This is a genomic window from uncultured Ferrimonas sp. (assembly GCF_947489035.1).
Classification (GTDB): Bacteria; Pseudomonadota; Gammaproteobacteria; order Enterobacterales; family Shewanellaceae; genus Ferrimonas.
This window is the reverse complement of the sequence record NZ_CANLCI010000014.1, coordinates 44,099-63,316: the sequence shown is the minus strand read 5'-3', so window position 1 is coordinate 63,316 and position 19,218 is coordinate 44,099. Positions and strand designations below refer to the sequence as shown.

At 55.0% G+C, this 19,218-nt stretch carries 20 protein-coding genes; 11 read left to right on the top strand and 9 right to left on the bottom strand.

The genetic code is table 11. The annotated features are described in order from the left end of the window. The first annotated feature begins 9 nt into the window (after window positions 1-9). Entirely contained in the window at window positions 10-1,272 is a 1,263-nt protein-coding gene (locus tag Q0796_RS10290; RefSeq protein WP_298442622.1) for a CNNM domain-containing protein, read from the top strand. A gap of 81 nt (window positions 1,273-1,353) precedes the next feature. Here the strand turns inward: Q0796_RS10290 and Q0796_RS10285 are convergent, their stop codons facing one another. Both Q0796_RS10285 and Q0796_RS10280 read right to left on the bottom strand, forming a co-directional pair. Further along, a complete protein-coding gene (locus tag Q0796_RS10285) occupies window positions 1,354-1,593 on the bottom strand; it encodes a DUF3389 domain-containing protein (RefSeq protein ID WP_298442620.1) in 240 nt (79 codons plus the stop codon). After that, a complete protein-coding gene (locus tag Q0796_RS10280; RefSeq protein WP_298442618.1) occupies window positions 1,590-2,021 on the bottom strand; it encodes a hotdog fold thioesterase in 432 nt (143 codons plus the stop codon). The genes Q0796_RS10285 and Q0796_RS10280 overlap by 4 nt, the downstream gene beginning before the upstream one ends. 110 nt (window positions 2,022-2,131) lie before the next feature. Here Q0796_RS10280 and Q0796_RS10275 point away from each other — a divergent pair, with 110 nt between their 5' ends. Further along, complete coding sequence (locus Q0796_RS10275) at window positions 2,132-2,605, top strand: DUF2947 family protein (RefSeq protein WP_298442616.1); 474 nt, start codon at window positions 2,132-2,134, stop codon at window positions 2,603-2,605. On the opposite strand, the gene Q0796_RS10270 is transcribed toward Q0796_RS10275, so the two are convergent. From Q0796_RS10270 to Q0796_RS10260, 3 genes are all read right to left on the bottom strand, one after another. Continuing rightward, the gene (locus Q0796_RS10270; RefSeq protein ID WP_298442613.1) at window positions 2,602-3,846 is read right to left on the bottom strand and encodes a GGDEF domain-containing protein; all 1,245 of its coding nucleotides are present in this window, start codon (window positions 3,844-3,846) and stop codon (window positions 2,602-2,604) included. The genes Q0796_RS10275 and Q0796_RS10270 overlap by 4 nt on opposite strands. A 122-nt stretch (window positions 3,847-3,968) precedes the next feature. Further along, complete coding sequence (gene tkt, locus Q0796_RS10265) at window positions 3,969-5,966, bottom strand: transketolase (protein ID WP_298442611.1); 1,998 nt, start codon at window positions 5,964-5,966, stop codon at window positions 3,969-3,971. 181 nt (window positions 5,967-6,147) lie between these two features. Continuing rightward, window positions 6,148-6,990 carry a DNA ligase gene (locus tag Q0796_RS10260; protein WP_298442608.1) on the bottom strand — a complete coding sequence of 281 codons (843 nt, stop codon included), beginning with the start codon at window positions 6,988-6,990 and terminating at the stop codon, window positions 6,148-6,150. Window positions 6,991-7,285: 295 nt separating this feature from the next. On the opposite strand from Q0796_RS10260, the gene metK reads away from it, so the two are divergent. The 9 genes from metK to Q0796_RS10215 all read left to right on the top strand — a co-directional run bounded on the left by metK (window position 7,286) and on the right by Q0796_RS10215 (window position 14,580). Further along, window positions 7,286-8,440, top strand: a complete 1,155-nt coding sequence (metK, locus tag Q0796_RS10255) for a methionine adenosyltransferase (RefSeq protein WP_298442606.1) — start codon at window positions 7,286-7,288, stop codon at window positions 8,438-8,440. A gap of 129 nt (window positions 8,441-8,569) precedes the next feature. Further along, window positions 8,570-9,712, top strand: a complete 1,143-nt coding sequence (locus tag Q0796_RS10250; protein ID WP_298442603.1) for a hypothetical protein — start codon at window positions 8,570-8,572, stop codon at window positions 9,710-9,712. Window positions 9,713-9,718: 6 nt separating this feature from the next. Further along, complete coding sequence (locus Q0796_RS10245; protein ID WP_298442601.1) at window positions 9,719-10,369, top strand: PepSY domain-containing protein; 651 nt, start codon at window positions 9,719-9,721, stop codon at window positions 10,367-10,369. Next, on the top strand, window positions 10,366-11,277 hold the full coding sequence (locus Q0796_RS10240; protein ID WP_298442598.1) for a PepSY domain-containing protein: 912 nt from the start codon (window positions 10,366-10,368) through the stop codon (window positions 11,275-11,277). The genes Q0796_RS10245 and Q0796_RS10240 overlap by 4 nt, the downstream gene beginning before the upstream one ends. A 26-nt stretch (window positions 11,278-11,303) precedes the next feature. Further along, window positions 11,304-11,807 (top strand): SprT family zinc-dependent metalloprotease, encoded by a 504-nt coding sequence (locus tag Q0796_RS10235; protein WP_298442596.1) that lies wholly within the window; start codon window positions 11,304-11,306, stop codon window positions 11,805-11,807. Window positions 11,808-11,835: 28 nt separating this feature from the next. Further along, complete coding sequence (locus Q0796_RS10230) at window positions 11,836-12,552, top strand: endonuclease (RefSeq protein WP_298442595.1); 717 nt, start codon at window positions 11,836-11,838, stop codon at window positions 12,550-12,552. Between the two features lie 13 nt (window positions 12,553-12,565). Continuing rightward, window positions 12,566-13,297 (top strand): 16S rRNA (uracil(1498)-N(3))-methyltransferase, encoded by a 732-nt coding sequence (rsmE, locus tag Q0796_RS10225; protein WP_298442593.1) that lies wholly within the window; start codon window positions 12,566-12,568, stop codon window positions 13,295-13,297. Window positions 13,298-13,305: 8 nt separating this feature from the next. After that, on the top strand, window positions 13,306-14,253 hold the full coding sequence (gene gshB, locus Q0796_RS10220; RefSeq protein ID WP_298442590.1) for a glutathione synthase: 948 nt from the start codon (window positions 13,306-13,308) through the stop codon (window positions 14,251-14,253). Continuing rightward, the gene (locus Q0796_RS10215) at window positions 14,254-14,580 is read left to right on the top strand and encodes a hypothetical protein (RefSeq protein ID WP_298442587.1); all 327 of its coding nucleotides are present in this window, start codon (window positions 14,254-14,256) and stop codon (window positions 14,578-14,580) included. A 32-nt stretch (window positions 14,581-14,612) separates the two neighbouring features. Here Q0796_RS10215 and Q0796_RS10210 read toward each other — a convergent pair whose 3' ends face one another. From Q0796_RS10210 to Q0796_RS10195, 4 genes are all read right to left on the bottom strand, one after another. After that, window positions 14,613-17,096, bottom strand: coding sequence for an EAL domain-containing protein (locus tag Q0796_RS10210; protein WP_298442584.1), 2,484 nt, complete (start codon window positions 17,094-17,096; stop codon window positions 14,613-14,615). 116 nt (window positions 17,097-17,212) lie between these two features. Next, window positions 17,213-17,626, bottom strand: coding sequence for a hypothetical protein (locus tag Q0796_RS10205; protein ID WP_298442582.1), 414 nt, complete (start codon window positions 17,624-17,626; stop codon window positions 17,213-17,215). An 11-nt stretch (window positions 17,627-17,637) separates the two neighbouring features. Further along, window positions 17,638-18,798, bottom strand: a complete 1,161-nt coding sequence (locus tag Q0796_RS10200) for a hypothetical protein (RefSeq protein ID WP_298442580.1) — start codon at window positions 18,796-18,798, stop codon at window positions 17,638-17,640. Beyond that, window positions 18,782-19,201, bottom strand: coding sequence for a hypothetical protein (locus Q0796_RS10195; RefSeq protein ID WP_298442577.1), 420 nt, complete (start codon window positions 19,199-19,201; stop codon window positions 18,782-18,784). Before Q0796_RS10195 ends, Q0796_RS10200 begins: the two co-directional genes overlap by 17 nt. Between the last annotated feature and the right edge of the window lie 17 nt (window positions 19,202-19,218).

The window sequence follows — 19,218 nt, the reverse complement described above, 5'->3', positions numbered from 1 at the left end:
ATCCCTTAATTGGACGACATATCCACCAGCACACTACTGCTGACTCTCACCCTACTTATCTTAATCTCTGCCTTTTTCTCCGGTACCGAAACCGCGATGATGTCGCTGAATCGTTACCGTTTGCGGCATATGGCCCAAAACGGCCATCCTGGGGCTAAGCGTGCCGATGCCCTGCTGCAACGCCCAGATCGACTGATTGGCCTGATCCTGATCGGCAACAACTTAGTGAATATTTTGGCGTCGGCCATCGCCACCGTGGTGGGTCAGCGCCTGTTTGGCGACTGGGGCATCGCCATCGCGACCGGTGCTCTGACCATGGTCGTGCTGATTTTTGCCGAAGTGACCCCCAAAACCTTAGCGGCCCTACACCCTGAAAAACTGGCGTTCCCGAACTCCATCATCCTGCGTCCGTTGATGACCCTGTTCTACCCCTTTGTGTGGCTAGTGAACATGTTCAGCAACGCCATCTTGATGCTGTTTGGGGTAAAAACCCAACACGGCAGTGGCGATAACCTTTCAGCCGAAGAACTGCGTAGCGTGGTGCATGAAGCGGGCGCGATGATCCCCCGTCGTCACCGCGAGATGCTGGTGTCGATTTTGGATCTGGAGAAGGTGACGGTGGAAGACATTATGATCCCCCGCGCCGAGCTGTACGCCATCGACATCAACAACGACTACAAAAGCATCCTCAAGCAGTTAACCCGCAGCCCCCATAGCCGCGTACTGCTGTACCGCGACAACATCGATGATGTGGTGGGGATGATGCACCTGTCTGATGTGTTGCGACTGATGACCCGGGAACAGGGTGAGCTGGACAAATCGACCCTGCTGCGGGCGGTGGAGGAGCTGTACTTTATCCCTGAGGGCACCCCGCTGAACGTACAACTGCTGAAGTTCCAAAGCGCGAAAGAACGCATGGGCGTGGTGGTGGATGAATACGGTGACATTCAAGGGTTGGTGACCTTAGAAGACATTCTGGAAGAGATCGTGGGCGACTTCACTACCGGCTTGCAAACGCCGCCAAGTGAAGACATCACCGAAGAGGGCAGCGGCGTCTTAAAAGTGGATGCCTCGATCACCCTGCGCGATTTCAACCGCGAAACCTCGTGGGCCTTACCGACCGATGGCCCGAAAACCTTAAACGGCTTAATCCTAGAGCAGCTTGAGGATATCCCCGCGCCAGGCACCAGCTTGCAGGTGCAGGGTCACACCATCGAAGTGATGGAAGTGGCCGAGAACATGGTCAAAATGGTGCGCGTTAAGAAAGATTAACGCCCCATCACGACCGTCTAAACCAGCAACGGCAGCCGAATGGCTGCCGTTTGCTTTGCTGGCGAATGCCCATGCAGGCCACTACCTTGCCGCTTTGATCTCAAGCCCAAGTTCTTGCGCCAATGCCGTTAATTGGCTTTCATCATCCAGTTGCAACGACCAGCTCACGCCGCCACCAAAGCCCGTCACCACATTGGCAATGCCGACCAGCTGAATGTTGTCAGCCGCCGCCTGAAAGCTGATCCGAGCGGGCCCTTCTAATCGCACCATCAACTCGTGGGGGTTGGCAATTAACGTGCCTTGGGAAAAGGACAGTTTCACTTGGTTCCTTTATGGCGCAATACCGCCATGGTTAGGCGACTGGTGCACACCAATCGCTCGCGTTGATCTTTGATGTCGATTTGCCACACCTGAGTGGTGGCCCCAATGTGGGTAGCCGTGGCCGTGGCAATCACGGTGCCGCTACGCACGGCGCGCACATGGTTGGCATTAATATCAAGGCCCACACAATAGTAGCCCTCTGGGACACAATAGTTAGCCGCAATCGAGCCGACGCTTTCCGCCAGCGCCACACTGGCACCACCATGCAACAATCCGAACGGTTGATGAGTGCGGCTGTCTACCGGCATGCTCATCGACATCGAGTTATCATCAAAGCCGATCACTTCCATGCCAAGATGCTGCACCAACGAGCCGTCACCAAGACGGTTCAAGCTGGCTAAATCGATCGTTTGCTTCCAGATTGCCATAGTTACTCCTAATTATTGCGTAGCCCGTAAGCATACTGACTGCAGCAAACACTGAGAAGCGGTTTTCAATCTGCTAAAGTAGGCGCCTCACTTTCTAGAGCCGTTTTTAGATGAACTACATCGATCTGCAAGACTACCCGCTGCACTGGGTTTACCAGCGTGCCGACATGGCCATCAGCGAGGCCGACCAAGCCACCATTAAGCCGATGACCACCAATTTTGCCAACCAAGTATGGCAACGGGACATCAGCCGTGAAGCGGTGGATCTAGAGCGATTAGAAGCATCGGATTGGCTGAGTGACAGCAAACGCTGGAGCGGCCAAGCAAACTGGGAGCTTGCCTTTGACAGCGACGAGCAACAGCTGCCTACGGCACTGGCTGAACACCTCAATTGGGATCCGCAAACCGTTGTGTATGTCTGTTACGACGCCGAACACATCATTGAAACCCGCTACGGCACCTTGTTACGCAACTGGAAAGCGTTTCTGTTTGCCGCCGAGCAAGCCTTAATCATTGGTCGTCGTCGCAACGAAGCGTTGTGGTTTATCGACGACAGCCAAGTAAAGTTAGGCAGCCGCAGCTAATCTTGCGCTTTGGGGGCGATCCGCAAACAGTTTCGCCCCGCCTTCTTCGCGACGTATAACGCCTTATCTGCCGCTTTTAGCACCGCATCCGTGTCGGTGCGGTTGCTGGTGCGATTGGCCACCCCAAGGCTGATGGTCACCTGGACGGTTTTGCCGCCGCCCTCACCACGCTGCCCCCTTCCCTGCTGCAGATCCGCCCCCTTACGTTTGGCACTGCGCACCACAAAAGGGTAATCGGCGATGTCTTGTCGCACCGCCTCTAGGGCTGCCTTTACTTGCGCCGGTTGCTTGCCGGAAAACAGCACCGTGAACTCCTCGCCGCCATAGCGATACACCTTGCCGCCATGAGTTACCAAGGTCAGCCGTTGGGCCACCATTTGCAGCACCTCATCGCCCACATCGTGACCGTGGGTATCGTTAAACTTTTTGAAGTGATCAATATCCAGCATCGCCAAGGTATAGCGCCGCCCTAATCGGGCCAACGCCATGTTCAGTGCTCGGCGGCCAGGAATGGCGGTCAACTCATCAATAAACGCCAATTGATGGCCAAGGCCAAGCACCAACAACAGCTGGGCCGAGGCTAAGCAGGTAGCCAATAACGCCAACTGCTGGGCTTCACCGATCCACAAACTCGACAGCAGCAACGCCACCTGCGCTAAGGCAACCGCCACGCCATCGTGGCTTTTCGTCTGCAAATAACGGATCCAACAGATCAGGGTTACGATCAGCTGCAATGCTAATAACAGCAACGGCGCGGGCGACCACGAGAACAGCGGCAACTGTCGTGTTTGCAGCCACGGCGACAGCGGCGCCAAGAGGGCCGATTGTTGCCACAGTAACCCCGCCGCAAACACCACCGTTAACAGCAGCAACCAGTGACCCCATGCCCGCGGGTGAAACACCAAACGCGAAGGCAGTAGCGCAAATAACAGCAGCAAGAGCGGCGCCGTTAAGCCCCACAGCCAATACCCCAGTTGCACGTCTGCATTGATGTTGCTGCCCCCCAGTGCCTGCTGCAGGTAGCTGGCTACGCCAAAGTTCCCCATCGACAACAACACCACAAAGCCCATTCGCCCTTGCTGGTAGATCTGGCTTAACAACAGGGCGGCGGCCATCACTGCCCACGGCATCATCGGTAACATTGCGGCGATCTGCGGCGGCAATGGCCACTGCATTGGCACCGCAATCGCGGCAGCAAACAGCATCAACAAGAAGAGGAAAAAACGATCGAGGCTAGGCACGGCAACAACACAGCAAGATGGGGTGGCGACAATATACCGCTAGGCGATCTTCAAGGCGAAAAAAAACACCCCAAACCAGAGGTTTGAGGTGTTTTTAGCAAGCAAATGCTCGAACCGTAATGTTAGTCCAGCAGTTGCAGCGAGGTTTCAACCACGTTTTCAACGGTAAAGCCAAACAGCTTGAACAGCTCTGGCGCTGGCGCTGACTCACCGAAGGTGGTCATGCCGATAACGCGGCCGTCTAAACCAACGTACTTGTACCAGTAATCCGCAATCAACGCTTCAACCGCAACCCGTGAGGTTACGTCAGAAGGCAGTACCGATTCACGGTAAGCGGCATCTTGGCTGTCGAATACGTCAGTGGCAGGCATCGATACCACTCGTACCGCTTTGCCTTGCGCTTCTAACTGCTCTGCGGCTGCCATAACCAGCTCAACTTCAGACCCTGTCGCGATCAAGATCAGCTCTGGCTTGCCGGCGCTGTCTTTCAGGACATAACCGCCCTTCGCTACGTTAGCCAAGGTCTGCTCATCACGTGGCATTGGGGCCAACCCCTGACGGGAGAAGATCAGCGAGGTCGGGCCATCTTTGCGCTCGACCGCGTGACGCCATGCAACCGCAGATTCAACCGCATCACAAGGGCGCCAAGTGCTGGCATTCGGGGTCATGCGTAAGGATGCCACCTGCTCAACTGGCTGGTGAGTCGGGCCATCTTCACCCAAACCGATGGAATCGTGGGTGTACACAAAGATGGTCGGTTGCTTCATCAGCGCGGCCATGCGGATTGCGTTGCGCGCGTATTCCATAAACATCAGGAAGGTGGCACCGTAAGCCTTAAAGCCACCGTGCAAGGTGATGCCGTTCATGATGGCGCTCATGCCGAACTCACGAACACCGTAGTGCAGGTAGTTACCAGAGGCGTCTTCCGCGGTTACTGACTTAGAGCCAGACCAGTTGGTCAGGTTCGATGGGGTCAGATCGGCAGAGCCACCCAGCAGTTCTGGCAGCACAGGGCCAAAGGCATTCAGGCAGTCTTGTGATGCTTTACGGGTTGCAACTTTGTTGGCGTTCGCTTGCAGATCCGCGATGTAACCTTCAACGTGCGCTTCCCAGTTAGCAGGCATGTCACCGGCCAAACGACGCTGCAGCTCAGCCGCCAGCTCTGGGAATTCCGCCGCGTAAGCCGCAAACTTTTGGTCCCAAGCGCTTTCTACTTCCGCGCCTTTGGCTTTGCCGTCCCACGCTTCGTATACGTTGGCAGGAACGTCAAACGGGGCGTGTGGCCAGCCCAAGAAGTCACGGGCTGCCGCGATCTCTTCGTCACCCAGTGGGGCACCGTGACAATCGTGGGAGCCAGACTTGTTTGGCGAACCGTAACCGATCACGGTTTTGGTGCAGATCAGGGTTGGCTTGTTGGTTTCCGCTTTCGCAGCCACAATTGCCGCCTTGATGGCATCGGCGTCGTGGCCGTCTACCGCAGGGATAACGTGCCAGCCGTAAGCTTCAAAACGCTTCGGGGTATCGTCAGAGAACCAACCTTCTACTTCGCCATCGATGGAGATGCCGTTGTCATCCCAAAATGCCACCAGTTTGCCCAGACCTAAGGTACCGGCCAAAGAACAGGCTTCGTGGGAGATCCCTTCCATCAAACAACCGTCGCCCATAAAGACGTAGGTGTTGTGATCAACCACATCGTGGCCTGGGCGGTTAAATTGCTCGCCTAGGATCTTTTCCGCCAGCGCCATACCAACGCCGTTGGTGATGCCCTGACCTAATGGGCCAGTGGTGGTTTCGATGCCCGGCGCGTAGCCGTACTCAGGGTGACCTGGGGTGCGAGAGTGCAACTGACGGAACTGCTTCAGATCTTCAATCGACAGATCGTAGCCGCTCAGGTGCAGCAAGGAGTAGATCAGCATGGAGCCGTGGCCGTTAGACAAAATAAAGCGGTCACGATCTGCCCATTCTGGGTTGGCAGGGTTGTGCTTTAAGAAATCGCGCCATAATACTTCAGCGATATCAGCCATGCCCATAGGGGCACCTGGGTGACCAGATTTGGCTTTTTGCACAGCATCCATGGACAACGCACGAATGGCATTAGCTAACTCTTTACGGGACGACATTATTACTCCTGAATACAGAGAATGAGTTTGTAGGCGGCGGTATTCTCCAATTTTGCTCGGCCAGACGCAATTGCGAATCACTTTTTCGTCATTAAATTCCAAAAATTAACGTCGGCCGAAGTGTAGTAAACCGCCTCGCTGATGCCAGCCAGGCGATCCACCAAGGGCGAGATGATGGGGATCACAGCACGGAGAAGCTGCGATCGAAGCGAGCAAAACGCGGCAGGCCGCTGTCAGTGAAACCGTTATAGCGGTAAGTCACCACGCTGCCGATGGCCGGGGGATGATGCCGCAGCTGATCGCTCAAGCCGCTGCCAAGTTTAAATTCACGGCCGCTGGCGTCTTTAACCAACAACGCCCCCAACAGCCCTTGATACTTGCCCTTGCCCGGCAGGTGCGCCACAACCACCGCTTCGGCATCTTGGTAGGCTTTCATTTTTAACATCAGCGGCGAACGGCCGCTCAGATAAGGCGAATCGTATCGTTTCAGAATAAGCCCTTCTGCCCCCTGCAACTGATGCTGACGAAACAGCGCTTGCAGTTGCTTAGCGTCTTCCACTTTGTGTTGGGGCACCGCTTGCAGGTGGGGCTGGTTGAGATCCGTAAGCAGCTGCGTGATCTCCCGTTGGCGCACATGGAAGGGGTTTAGGCTCATGGGCAAATCAAACACCATGTAGCGTACCTGCCGCCATTGTTCTTCATCCGGCTCGGCATCACGCACAATCGACATCAACGCTTGAAACTGGCCGCGCCCTAACCACAGTTCGCCATCCAGTGGCATCGCCGGCAACGCAGCAATAAACCACGCCGGTGCGGCAATTTTATGGCCACTGCGACTGACCAACTTGCTGCCGGTCCAATACGCGCGCATGCCATCGTACTTTTCGCTGATCAGGTAGCTGCTGACTTCCACATCTTGGTGGTAACTTTTGGCCAGCATCAGATCTGGCCCCTTCGCGTACAGCGCCGTTGGCAACAGCGCGGCGGCCCCGCTAAGCCACAGCGCCGGATAGGGCAATGTCATGGCAACTCTCCCTTGCGTGATCCCAAGAACGCCATTCCATCGGCGTTCGACATTTAGATGACTAATTATCAGGCAGTTGATAAACAAATCAAGTGCACTGACCCCACCGCCCCAAGAACCGCTCAAGATGGCAACAAAGCCACCACCGCCAACTACACTTGGACAAATTTTGTCGCTTTAACGGCACTATTTGATCTAGGACGCTGGCAATCCGGTTAAAAATCCATAAAATAGCCGTCCAGACGTAGATGCATCTACACACCAAATTTGATTTACCGACGAGAGAGTTCCTTTTATGGCACGTCACCTGTTCACTTCCGAATCCGTATCCGAAGGCCATCCGGATAAAATTGCTGATCAGATCTCTGATGCAGTACTTGATGCCATTTTGGCGCAAGATCCTAAGGCTCGCGTTGCGTGCGAAACTTACGTAAAAACCGGCATGGTAATGGTCGGTGGTGAGATCTCCACTAACGCCTGGGTTGATATCGAAGAGATCACCCGCCAAACCGTCCGCGACATCGGTTACACCCATTCTGACATGGGCTTTGATGCCAACTCTTGTGCGGTTCTGTCCGCCATCGGTAAGCAGTCTCCAGACATCAACCAAGGCGTTGATAAAACCGACCCGCGTGAGCAAGGCGCTGGCGACCAAGGCCTGATGTTCGGTTACGCCTCTAACGAAACCGACGTACTGATGCCTGCGCCAATCACTTACTCACACCGTTTGGTTAAGCGCCAAGCGGAAGTGCGTAAGAACGGCACCCTGAACTGGTTGCGTCCAGACGCAAAATCTCAGGTAACCTTCGCCTACAACGAAGACGGCTCAGTCGCGGGCATCGATGCGGTTGTGTTGTCTACCCAGCACAGCGATGACGTCTCCACTGCGGATCTGCGTGAAGGCGTGATGGAAACCATCATCAAGCCAGTGCTGCCACAAGAGTGGATCACCAAAGACACTAAGTTCCACATCAACCCGACGGGTCGTTTTGTTATCGGCGGCCCAATGGGCGACTGTGGTTTGACCGGTCGTAAGATCATCGTTGATACCTACGGCGGCATGGCTCGTCACGGTGGCGGTGCGTTCTCTGGTAAAGATCCATCTAAGGTTGACCGTAGCGCCGCTTACGCCACCCGTTACGTTGCCAAAAACTTGGTTGCGGCTGGTTTGGCTGATCGCTGTGAAATTCAGGTGTCTTACGCCATCGGTGTGGCAGAGCCAACCTCCATCAGCATCGAAACCTTCGGCACCGGTAAGCTGTCTGAAGACAAGCTGATCACCTTGGTACGTAAGCACTTCGATCTGCGTCCATACGGCCTGATCCAGATGCTGCACCTAGAACGCCCAATCTACCAGCAGACCGCTTCTTACGGTCACTTTGGTCGCGTTGAGTTCCCTTGGGAGCAAACCGACAAAGCCGACGCGCTGCGCGAAGAAGCTGGCCTGTAACGGTTACGCTGTTAGAAAAACCCGCCGAGTGCGGGTTTTTTATTGCTTACGGATCAGAACCTTGGCTTTACCCGTTGCAAGGTTGCAAGGTAAGTTATGCTCATTAATTCGCTAAAGGAGTAGCGTGCCATGGCCTACAAAGCCCTGTTCGCCCTATCGTTGCTGGCTTCCACCGCGGTTGCCGCCCCCATGGATGTCGAAGAACGCCGCTATGCCAGCGCCGTTTCTGAATTACCCAGCGCCACCGGTCGCTATCAAGCCCAGATTGATCGCCTGTTATCCCGCTATCGTGCCGACAACAACGAGCTAACCGTAACCCGTAAAGTGGCCGAAGATGGCAATGCCCTTTGGCGCGCCGCCGTGGCTGATGTGCAATCTGGCTACCTTGACGATCGCTCACTCTATTGGGATCGCCTCGCAACTCGCATCGCCTTGAAACAACAGCAGCCCAACTTCCCGCTGGCCGACTGGCAACGCAATATTCTGCTGACCACTTTAGAGAAAGCCTCCCGCGGCATGAGCGACATCCGCTTTGATGCCGACAGCGACATTCGCATCCTGCTCACCGGCTTTGATCCGTTCCAATTGGATCGCAACCTTGGTCAGTCCAACCCTTCCGGGGTGGCCGCCTTGGCAATGGATGGCATGAGCTTCCAGCTGGGGCCACAAAAGGTGCAAATTGAAACCGTGATGATCCCGGTGCGCTTTAAAGATTTTGATGATGGTTTGATTGAATCGGTGCTCACGCCATTTTTCCGCGACAACAGCGTCGATATGGTGGTCACCGTGTCGATGGGCCGCAGCGACTTTGACTTAGAGCGCTTTCCCGGCCGCAATCGCTCCGCCAGCGCCAGCGACAATCAAAACGTGCACACCGGCGCCAGCAAGCGCCAGCCCCTGCCACCGCAGTTAAATGGCCAAGTGCTTAACGGCCCTGAATTTGTCGAATTTACTCTGCCAGCCGCCGCCATGATGCAGGCGCAAGGCCAATATAAGATCAACGACAACCGTAACGTCAGCACCAGCCAGGGCGACAAGCAAGCGCGCAATCTGTTTGCCCTGCGTAACGCCACCTCGGTACAAGGCTCGGGCGGCGGTTACCTGTCAAACGAGATCAGCTACCGCAGCGTATTGTTAAGTGAACTGCTCAACAGCAAGGTGCCGGTTGGCCACGTCCATACCCCGCGGATCAGCGGCTACGACGCCGATGCGATTCAAGCCATCGTAACCCAGCTGGAGATGATGCTGGCAGAAGCCGCCATGACCCTGTAACACCCGATGCTGAAATTGCGCTTCTGGCACCGCCTACTGGCCCTGTTGATTGGCTCACAACTGCTGTTGTGGGCCCTCAGTGGCACTTACATGGTGGCCTTTGATATTGATTTTATTCGCGGTAAAACTTGGGTCACGCCACCGCAGTACCAGCTTCAACTAAGCCAAGTGCAGCAGCGCTGGCCCACGCTCAATCCCGACGAGTCGGTACAGTTGTTGCCTGGGCTGCGCGGCCCCTATTTTCAGATAAGCGGTTCTCAGCGCCGCGCCATCAGCGCGCACACCGGCCAACCGTTAACGCTGATCCCCCAAGCGCAAATCGAAACCTTGGCGCGCCAAAGCTTCAACGGCAAGGCCACAATTGCTGCCACCCGCTTAATTGACAAGAATCCCCCCAGTGAACTCGGCCGTCGCCCTTTGCCAATCTACGCCGTAGCCTTTAATGGCGTAAGCCAACCCACGCTCTACTTCGATGGCTACAGCGGTCAGTTAGTGACCCAGCGCCACCACTACTGGCGTGGCTTTGATCTGCTGTGGCGGCTGCACATCATGGATTACTTTGGCGATCGTGGCCCCCAAACTCCGTGGCTGGCGCTTGTCACGTTCTGCTCCCTGCTGTTAAGCATCAGTGGCTTGCTGCTGTGGCGACGCCGATGAGCCCCCTAGCCCAATGGCACCGCTACTTTGGCCTTGCGATCGCCGTTCAGCTGCTGTTGTGGCTGCTCAGTGGGTTGTGGTTCAGCCTGATGGACGGTGACACCATGCGCGGGGGCAGCTATCGAGTGCGCGCCGCGCTTACTGCGCCACCACCACCGTTGCCGCTGCCGACGCTATTGGCACGGCTTGCTGGCAATCACATCGACAAAGTGGAGTACGTTGAACGCTTAGGCCAAAGCCATTTTCGAGTGTTCATTGATGGTCAGGCGCAGCTGTTTGATGGCCAACAGGGCCAGCCGCTGCAGTTAACCAAAGCGCAGATCGCCACCCTTGCAACCAACAGTTATCGTGGCCCGGGCCAATTAGCCCCGCCGCAATGGCAAGCGACGCCACAGGATTCAATCTTGAGCGCCGCTTGGCGCATCAACAGCAACGATAAGCTCAATACCCGCATTTACGTCAGCCGCGATGGGCAAGTGCTGGGCCATCGTAATCGTTTCTCTACTTTGAACCGCTGGGCATTTGCGGTGCACTTTGCCGATTACCCCAATGGCCGCGACTTTAACCACACCCTGATCTATCTGTTGGCTGCACTCTTTTTAGGCTTTGTCGGCACCGGCATCGCGTTAATGGTGCAGAAGCTGCGCCTTGGTTATTTAGCCCAGCGCCCGTTGATCTCTGCCGTGGATGGCAGCGGCCAGCTTATCGCCCAATGGCGGCAACGCTGGGGGCAGCCGTTGCTCAGTTCAGATCTGCCGTTAGCAGGACGGTGCCGTGGCCAAGGGCAATGCGGCCAATGTCGAGTCAGCTTCAGCGACGGCCAATCGGTACTGGCTTGCCAACACTACCCCGCCCAACCAACGCAGCTGCGGTTAAGCCGCAAACAGCAACAGAAATTGCCCCATTAACCCCACAGCAGCGTATAATCGCCGCCATGACCGCTCCAAACGACCTCGCTCAGCGCATCAGCGCGCAAGTTGAGCACTGCTATCAAGTGGCCGAGCAACAGCTACAGCGCCGCTTTTCCCGCCCAACCATCAGCTTTGCCCTGCGTGGCCAAGCCGCGGGAACAGCACACCTGCAAGTCAACCGATTGCGCTTCAACCCCACCTTAGCCCAGCAAAACCCACAGGCGTTTGTGGATGAGGTCGTGCCCCACGAAGTGGCGCACCTGCTGGCATGGCAGCTGTACGGCCGAGTTAAACCCCACGGCGTGCAATGGCAACAGCTGATGCGCAGTCTCTTTCAGCTTGAACCGAAAACCCGCCACAGCTTTGATGTGACCGCAGTGCAGCCACGCAGCTTTGCTTACCGCTGTCAGTGCCAGTCGCACCAATTAACCATTCGCCGTCATAACAAGGTGCTACGCGGCCAAGCACAATATCGCTGCCGTCGTTGCCAAACCCCATTACAATTGGTGGGTAACGACCCAAGCTAAAAAAACATTGTTAGAGAAGTTGCTGTAGATGTTGAGAACCGTTGTAGTACTGAGCTGTTTGCTCAGTTCGGTAGCATGGGCTGCCCCCAGCTCCTTTAGTGCCGCCAAGAAGAACTTAGCCAAGCTATATCAAAATGAATTACCGATGGAGTCGCTCTACTGTGGCTGCCGTTTCACCGATTCAGCCAAAGGCAAGAAAGTGAAATTAGTGCCGGCCTTGGCCAGCTGCGGCTATCAATCTCGCGTCGAGAAAAAGAAGGGCAAGTATTACCAACGCGCACACCGGATCGAATGGGAACACGTCATGCCCGCTTACGACTTTGGCCGCCAGCTGCAATGTTGGCAGCAAGGGGGTCGTAAGAACTGCCGCAAAGACAAAACCTTTAAAGCGATGGAAGCCGACATGCATAACCTCTATCCCGCCATTGGCGAGGTGAATGGCGATCGCTCGAACTACCGCTTAACCGATTGGAATGGCCGCGCGGATCAATATGGTCAGTGCCAGATGGTGGTGGATTTTAAGCGCAAACAGGCGCAGCCACCCAAACGCGCACGGGGGCAGGTTGCACGCAGTTACCTTTATATGGCGCAGCGCTACCAGATCCGATTATCAAAAGCACAACGAAAACTCTATTCAAGCTGGCATACTATGTACCCAGCCACCCCAAGCGAATGCCAACGGCATCGTTTGGTTAGCCAAAAACAGGGGCAGATAAACCCCTTCACAGCGCAGCAATGCAGCTGATCAGGTAAGACGAATGCGGATCCCAAGAATTTTTCAGCCCAGCCCATTAGCGCTGGGACAACAACTGTCGCTGGATGAAGACGGCGCCAATCACGTTGGCCGTGTGTTGCGGATGCAACCTCCGCAACAACTGATGCTGTTTAACGGAGACGGCCAACAGTTTCTGGCCACCATCACCGCCAGCAGCAAAAAGTCGGTGGAAGTACAAATCGACGAAGTGCAGCAGCACCAAAGCGAATCGCCGCTGGATCTTGAGCTCGGGCAAGTAATCTCCCGTGGCGATAAGATGGAGTTCACCATCCAGAAGTCGGTTGAACTGGGGGTCAATACCATTACCCCACTGTGGTCAGAACGCTGCGGTGTTAAGCTCAGCGGCGACCGCCTAGACAAGAAACTGCAGCAGTGGCAGAAAATCGCCATTGCCGCCTGCGAACAAAGTGGCCGTAACGTGGTGCCGCAGATCCGACCAGTGATGAAGCTGGACGAGTGGCTGCAAGAACCTTACGACGGTTTGAAGCTGAATCTGCACCCCCGTGCCCAATACAGCATCAATACGCTGCCTACCCCAGTAAGCCAAGCGCGCTTATTGATTGGGCCAGAAGGCGGGCTGTCAACGGCAGAGATCGCCACGGCCAGCAGCCAACACTTCACCGACATTTTATTAGGCCCTCGAGTGCTGCGAACTGAAACCGCCGCCTTGACCGCCATCACCGCACTGCAAGTACGCTTCGGCGACTTAGGTTAGGAGCACCCATGATCAAACTCGGCATCGTGATGGATCCCATCTCATCCATTAACATCAACAAAGACACCAGCTTCGCCTTTCTGCTAGAGGCACAAGCCCGTGGCTACGAGCTGTATTACATGGAGATGAGTGATCTGTATCTGGAGCAAGGCCAGCCATACGCGCGGATGCAGCCGTTATCGGTGCAGCGTGATGCGGATAACTTCTACCAGCTTGGTGACGCGCAAGAAGCCCAGTTAAACGATTTAGACGTGATCTTGATGCGTAAAGATCCGCCATTTGATACTGAATTTATCTACGCCACCTACATGCTGGAGCGCGCAGAAGAGCAAGGCACCTTAATCGTTAACAAGCCGCAAAGCCTGCGCGACTGTAACGAAAAGCTGTTTACGGCTTGGTTTGCTGAACACACCCCAACCACCTTAGTCACCCGCCGTGCCGATAAAATTCGTCAATTCCACGCCGAACATGGCGAAATCATCGTTAAGCCACTTGATGGCATGGGTGGCGCGTCCATCTTCAAGGTGGGCCCAGAAGGCGACAACCTTGGGGTGATCATCGAAACCCTGACCAATATGGGCAACATGTACACCATGGTGCAGAAGTTTATCCCGGAAATTAAGCAGGGCGACAAACGCATCTTAGTCATCGATGGCGAGCCGGTACCATACTGCTTAGCGCGGATCCCACAGGGCAAAGAAACCCGTGGCAACTTGGCCGCTGGCGGCCGTGGCGAAGCACGCCCATTGTCCGACAGCGACTGGGCCATTGCCCGTGCCGTTGCCCCAGAGCTGAAAAAGCGTGGGTTGATTTTTGTCGGCTTGGATGTGATTGGCGATCGCCTAACCGAAATCAACGTGACTAGCCCCACCTGTGTGCAAGAGATCGACAACGCCTTTGATACCAACATCAGCGCCATGTTGATGGATGCGATTGAACGTCGGCTGGCTAACTAAGTGAAAACTGCACTGGCGTTAACGCTGCTGTTGATTACGCCGCTGGCCGCGGCGCAATCTTGCCTTGAAGCCAGTTGGCGCCAAGGGGCTTGCCCGAATTTGGTGTATACCGCCACGCCGGAAGAGCCTACACAAAAGATGGTGTGTGTTTGCATCAGTGACTTTGACTACCTGCAAAACTACGCCAGCGTCGAGAAATTTGCCGAGCAAAACCTCCTGCAGAAAGAGTTAGAACGCCTCTCGGCGACCTACCAACTGCGGCAGCAAACCCTACGGCGGCTGCTTGCTCTGCCTGAAGCCGACACCAGTAAAGACGCCGCCCATTAGGGCGGCGCTTTCATCTAAATAACAGCATTGGCCTAACTTGGCCGATTGCCCCCAGCCGACTGCCGTACAGGCCGCGTAACTCGCTCTTCGTCGGTCCAGATCATGCTTGGACCAATCCGTGCCATGGTGGTCAGTAGCTGATGTTCATCCATCGGCGAGGCATACAGGAAGCCTTGGGCAAAATCACACTTGGCTTGCAGTAAGAACTGGCGTTGATCGTGGCTCTCTACCCCTTCAGCCACCACCGTGCGCTTCAGGTTATGAGCCAAATCAATCACGCTGGTGACAATATTGCGGTCGACATCGGAGTTGTCTAAATCTGCGACAAAGCCGCGATCCACTTTCAGCACATCAAACGGCAACTGCTTCAGATAACTTAAGCTGGAATAACCGGTACCAAAATCATCAATGGCGATCCGCAGCCCCATCGCTTTCAATTGATGCATGATATGCATCGCTTTATCCAGGTTTTTGATCAGCACCTCTTCGGTCAGCTCCAACATCACTCGTGATGGCGCAACCTGATGTTCCTCCAGCTTTTTGGCGATGTTATCCACTAAGCCGGTATGCAGATATTGGCTTGGCGACAAGTTCAACGAAATATAGAAGTCTTCACTGTCCAGCCGCTTCGTTAAGCGTGCCAGCGACGACAGCGCCTGCTCAATCACGTAATAACCCAGCTCAATCCCCTGCTCGCTGCCTTCTACCTCTTTGATGAACTCCTCTGGCATCACCAACCCCCGCTTCGGGTGGTGCCAACGGCTTAATCCTTCAAACCCCACAATGCGATTATCCACCATTGAGACGATCGGCTGCAGCGCCAAGCTTAACTGCTCTTCCGATAACGCCGCGCGGATGTCTTGCTCAAGCTCTAAGCGGCGAGAAGCGCTCTCGAGCATCTGTTCGTTGAAGACCCGATAGTTGCTGCGCCCCGCTTGCTTGGCTTGGTACATCGCCAGATCGGCGCGTTTCAGGAGTTCTTCCGGTCTTGCCATCGGGTTATCACAGAACACCACACCAATGCTGGTGGTGATGATTAGGGTATGCCGCCCCAGTTGCAGTGGTTGCTGCAAGCTGGTGAAGATCTGATGGATGATGCGATGGATGTCGGATTCAGATTCCAAGCCGCGCACGATAACCGTGAATTCGTCGCCGCCTAAACGGCAGACGGTGTCCATCGAGCGCACGCTTTTTTGCAGTCGGTTGGCCACGGTTTTTAACAGCTCATCGCCAATATCATGGCCCAAGGTATCGTTAACCCGCTTAAATTCATCCAAATCCAGAAACAGCAGTGCGATCTGCTCATCGGTTCGGCCAATGCTGCCCAGGGATTTGGCCAATTCATGATGGAACATCGCGCGGTTGGGCAAGGCGGTCAGGGCGTCCATCATCGCCATCCGTTGCAGTTCATCGGTGTACCGATCCACATCGCTTTCCAACCGTTCAAGCTGGTTGGCCACCTCTAAGGTGGTGGTTTCCAGTTGCACTAATTCATCGCCAAACCGGCTGTGGGTCTGATGTAAACGCTTACGCAGATCATCAAAGCGACTTTGCGCCAGCATGGGTAACACCGTGCCTAAGCGACGGATCCGCGCCAATGGTCGCCAGAACAGCGCAACCCCAAGGCCACCCGAAAACAACGTGGCCGCCACCAACATGCCCAGCAGATCGTTTAAAAAGTCCCGTTCACTGTTGGCTAAGGTATCGATGTCGCGAAACAGCAGCATCGATTCGCCTTTCTCCGTCACGGTCCAGCTGTAAAAGGCCCAGCTGTTGTCGTGCAGGGTTAAGCGACTGGGGGTCTTGCCAATGTCATCAATGTTCAGCTGCGAGCTGACCTCGGCCAACAAGCGCATGTTACTGGTGCGATTGGTCAAACTAATGAAGTTGCGCCCCCACGGCCCCTGCCCATCAATCGATGCGGGACTTAACATCGCCAGTTGTACTTGGTGGTTTTCGGTAAGTTGCGCCAAAACGTCTTCAAGCCCAGTGACAAACAGCATCAGATTAATTTCGCTGCCAACCAACAATGGCACCGCCACCTCAATGTAACAGCGGTCGTCACACCGCACTCGGTTCACTGGTTGGCCGGAGTTAAAGCTATTGGCTAACCAAGAGGCTTGTGGTTCCAGTGGCTTACCGGCGCTCAGCAGTGGCTTATAATTCGCATCGATCAACTGCAACCCTTGCAGCCCCCAGAACAGCTCGAAGTCGCCCCAGTTCTTCTCGATCAGCTCTGCCATGTGGTGCTGTTCTAGTTGCTGGTTATCATCCCGCAGCATCAAGTTCAGCTCCTGGCTGAGCACAATCAACCGCTCCTCTTCCGAGCGTAAACGGATCTGGTAATCCCGATGCAGAATTTCGTATTGCTGAGTTAATACGTGCTCAAGCTGCTGCTCAAATCGCCGCATCGCCAATACGCTGATCACTAAGCTCACCAACAGCAGCATGGCGATCAGCGACAAAATGAACTTCCAACGCAAGCTAATAAAGTGGGTCTTACTTGAACGTTCCATCTGCACCTCGGGCTAACGACATTGGATGGTCAACGCTGGGGCAAGCTGTCGCCCATCCCGATGCGAAACCACTGCTGCCTGTACTTACAGCTTGGTCTATTGACGGATAAAGGTGTTCAAAACTTAACATTGAGCTGGTGCCCCGCCGCTTCCATCTGATCTGGCAGATAGCCGATCGCCCCTTTGGTGCGGCTAACTAACTCCAGCAACTCTTCGGCGCTGGCCACCTGTTGCGGCCGTTCCCCCATGCCAGAAAACACCAACCGATCCCATTCGCGGTTAAGTTGAAATGGCAGTAATTTCAGCTGGTTTTTACAAAATTCCACATGCAGAGGATCGTTAGCCGCCAGCGTAACCACCGTAATGGCGGTGCCGTCTGGCCAAAATTGGCGCTTCATGCTGTAAATTGCGCGCAGTTCAGACTGGCTTATCTCGCCAGCAACACTGGGATCATTCACCACCACTTGGGCGGCCAAAGCCCCTTGAGTCAGGCTCAGCCATAGGAGCAAAAACAACCCTATCGGTTTCATGTTGAAGCTCCTCATAGTGACCAGTTCCAGCGATATGCCAGCTGCAACATAAACAAGTTATTGACCTTGTCTTGATCGTCTAAGTTACGCACTCGTGCCGGCTGATTCGCGGTGCCATTGATGTTCTGCCATTCCGCCGCCAGCTGCCAATCGTTGCTAAATTGCCAACTGGCACCCAGCGTGAAGGTTTTGGTGAAGGCGCTAAATGGTCGTCCCGGTGGTGCCACGTTGTCGCCATCGCGGTCATCACTATCGGGGTAATATTCATCGTAGCGACTGATGAACTGCCACTCGTTACTGAACAAGTAGCGCAGTTGCAAATAGGCCGAAATCGCATCGGTGCTTTGCGATAAGCCAAGATCCACGTAATCAATGTCGAACTCTTGAAAGTCGATTTCGGACACCAGCTCCCATTGCCCCATTTCACTGCGAAAACTGAACAGATGGCGGATCCCCTTGTAGTCCAAACTCGGCAACCCAAAGGTGGTGAAGAAATTGCTGTTACGGATGGTAAGACGGCTGTCGCTGTAGGTGTACTTCAACTGCAACCACGGCTGGGAATACCACTCGGCGGTGATCATCAGGGCGCCATCGCTGTCCGAATCGATGCCATCGGTGGTTCCCGCCACGTTCTCATCAAAGTTGTCACTGAGATCCAGCTCGCCGTAACCAATGTTCCAGTTCAGGCTTTGCTCACCAAAATAATGCAGCCCTTCGATTTGCAGGCCATCACGGCGCAATACCGCATCTCGGTTCCACTCTTGGTAAAGGTTCGGCAGTAAGATGCTGGGGCGGCTAAAGAGGCTATCGCGGCTGGCGTTGTACCAACCAATGGGGCTTTTATAGCGGCCAGCCAATACGTTCAATTGGCCATTACTGACTGGGTAGCGATACTGCGCAAACAGGTAATCAATGGCGGGATCTTCATCCGATAAGTTGCCTAACTGACGCCAGGTGCCTTGACCCGCCACTCGCCAGCGAGGGCTGGCGCGCCAATTAAAGTTCAGCGCCAATTCACGAAATTCACTTTCCAGCTCTTCTCGGTCGGCGATGTTGTAGCCATCGGTGGTGTATGCCAATCCCTGTGAGGCATAAATAGTGCCATCAACCTTCGCCTGCGCGGCGCCGGTTAATAATATGGCCACTACCGCTGCACTAAATCTTAATGTCATCCTTGCTCCCTATCGACATAGACGCTGGTTCGATATAACCAATGGCCCCTGGAGTCGCGTGCACCAAACGGCGCATTTCAGCTTGGGTGTAAACAATGCGGGGGCGATCCCCGTTGCCAGAGAAGGTCAATCGGTCCCAGGCACGGGTGAGTTGGAACGGTAAAAGCCCCAATGTTTTCGTACAAAATTGAGTGTGTTGCGGTGAGTCGGCAGGCAGCACAAACACCACTACGGCGGTACCGTCTTGCCAAAATTGTCGGCGCATGCTGAACATCGCCCTTAATTCGGCGCTGCTCAATTGCTCTAGCTGTTGCTGTTGATGCCCAATCACAATGGGTTCGGCATGAGCCACCAGTGCCCAGCCCATCATCAGCACACACCTTCCCTGTGTGTCCAATCGCATCCGTGCTCTCCGCTGCC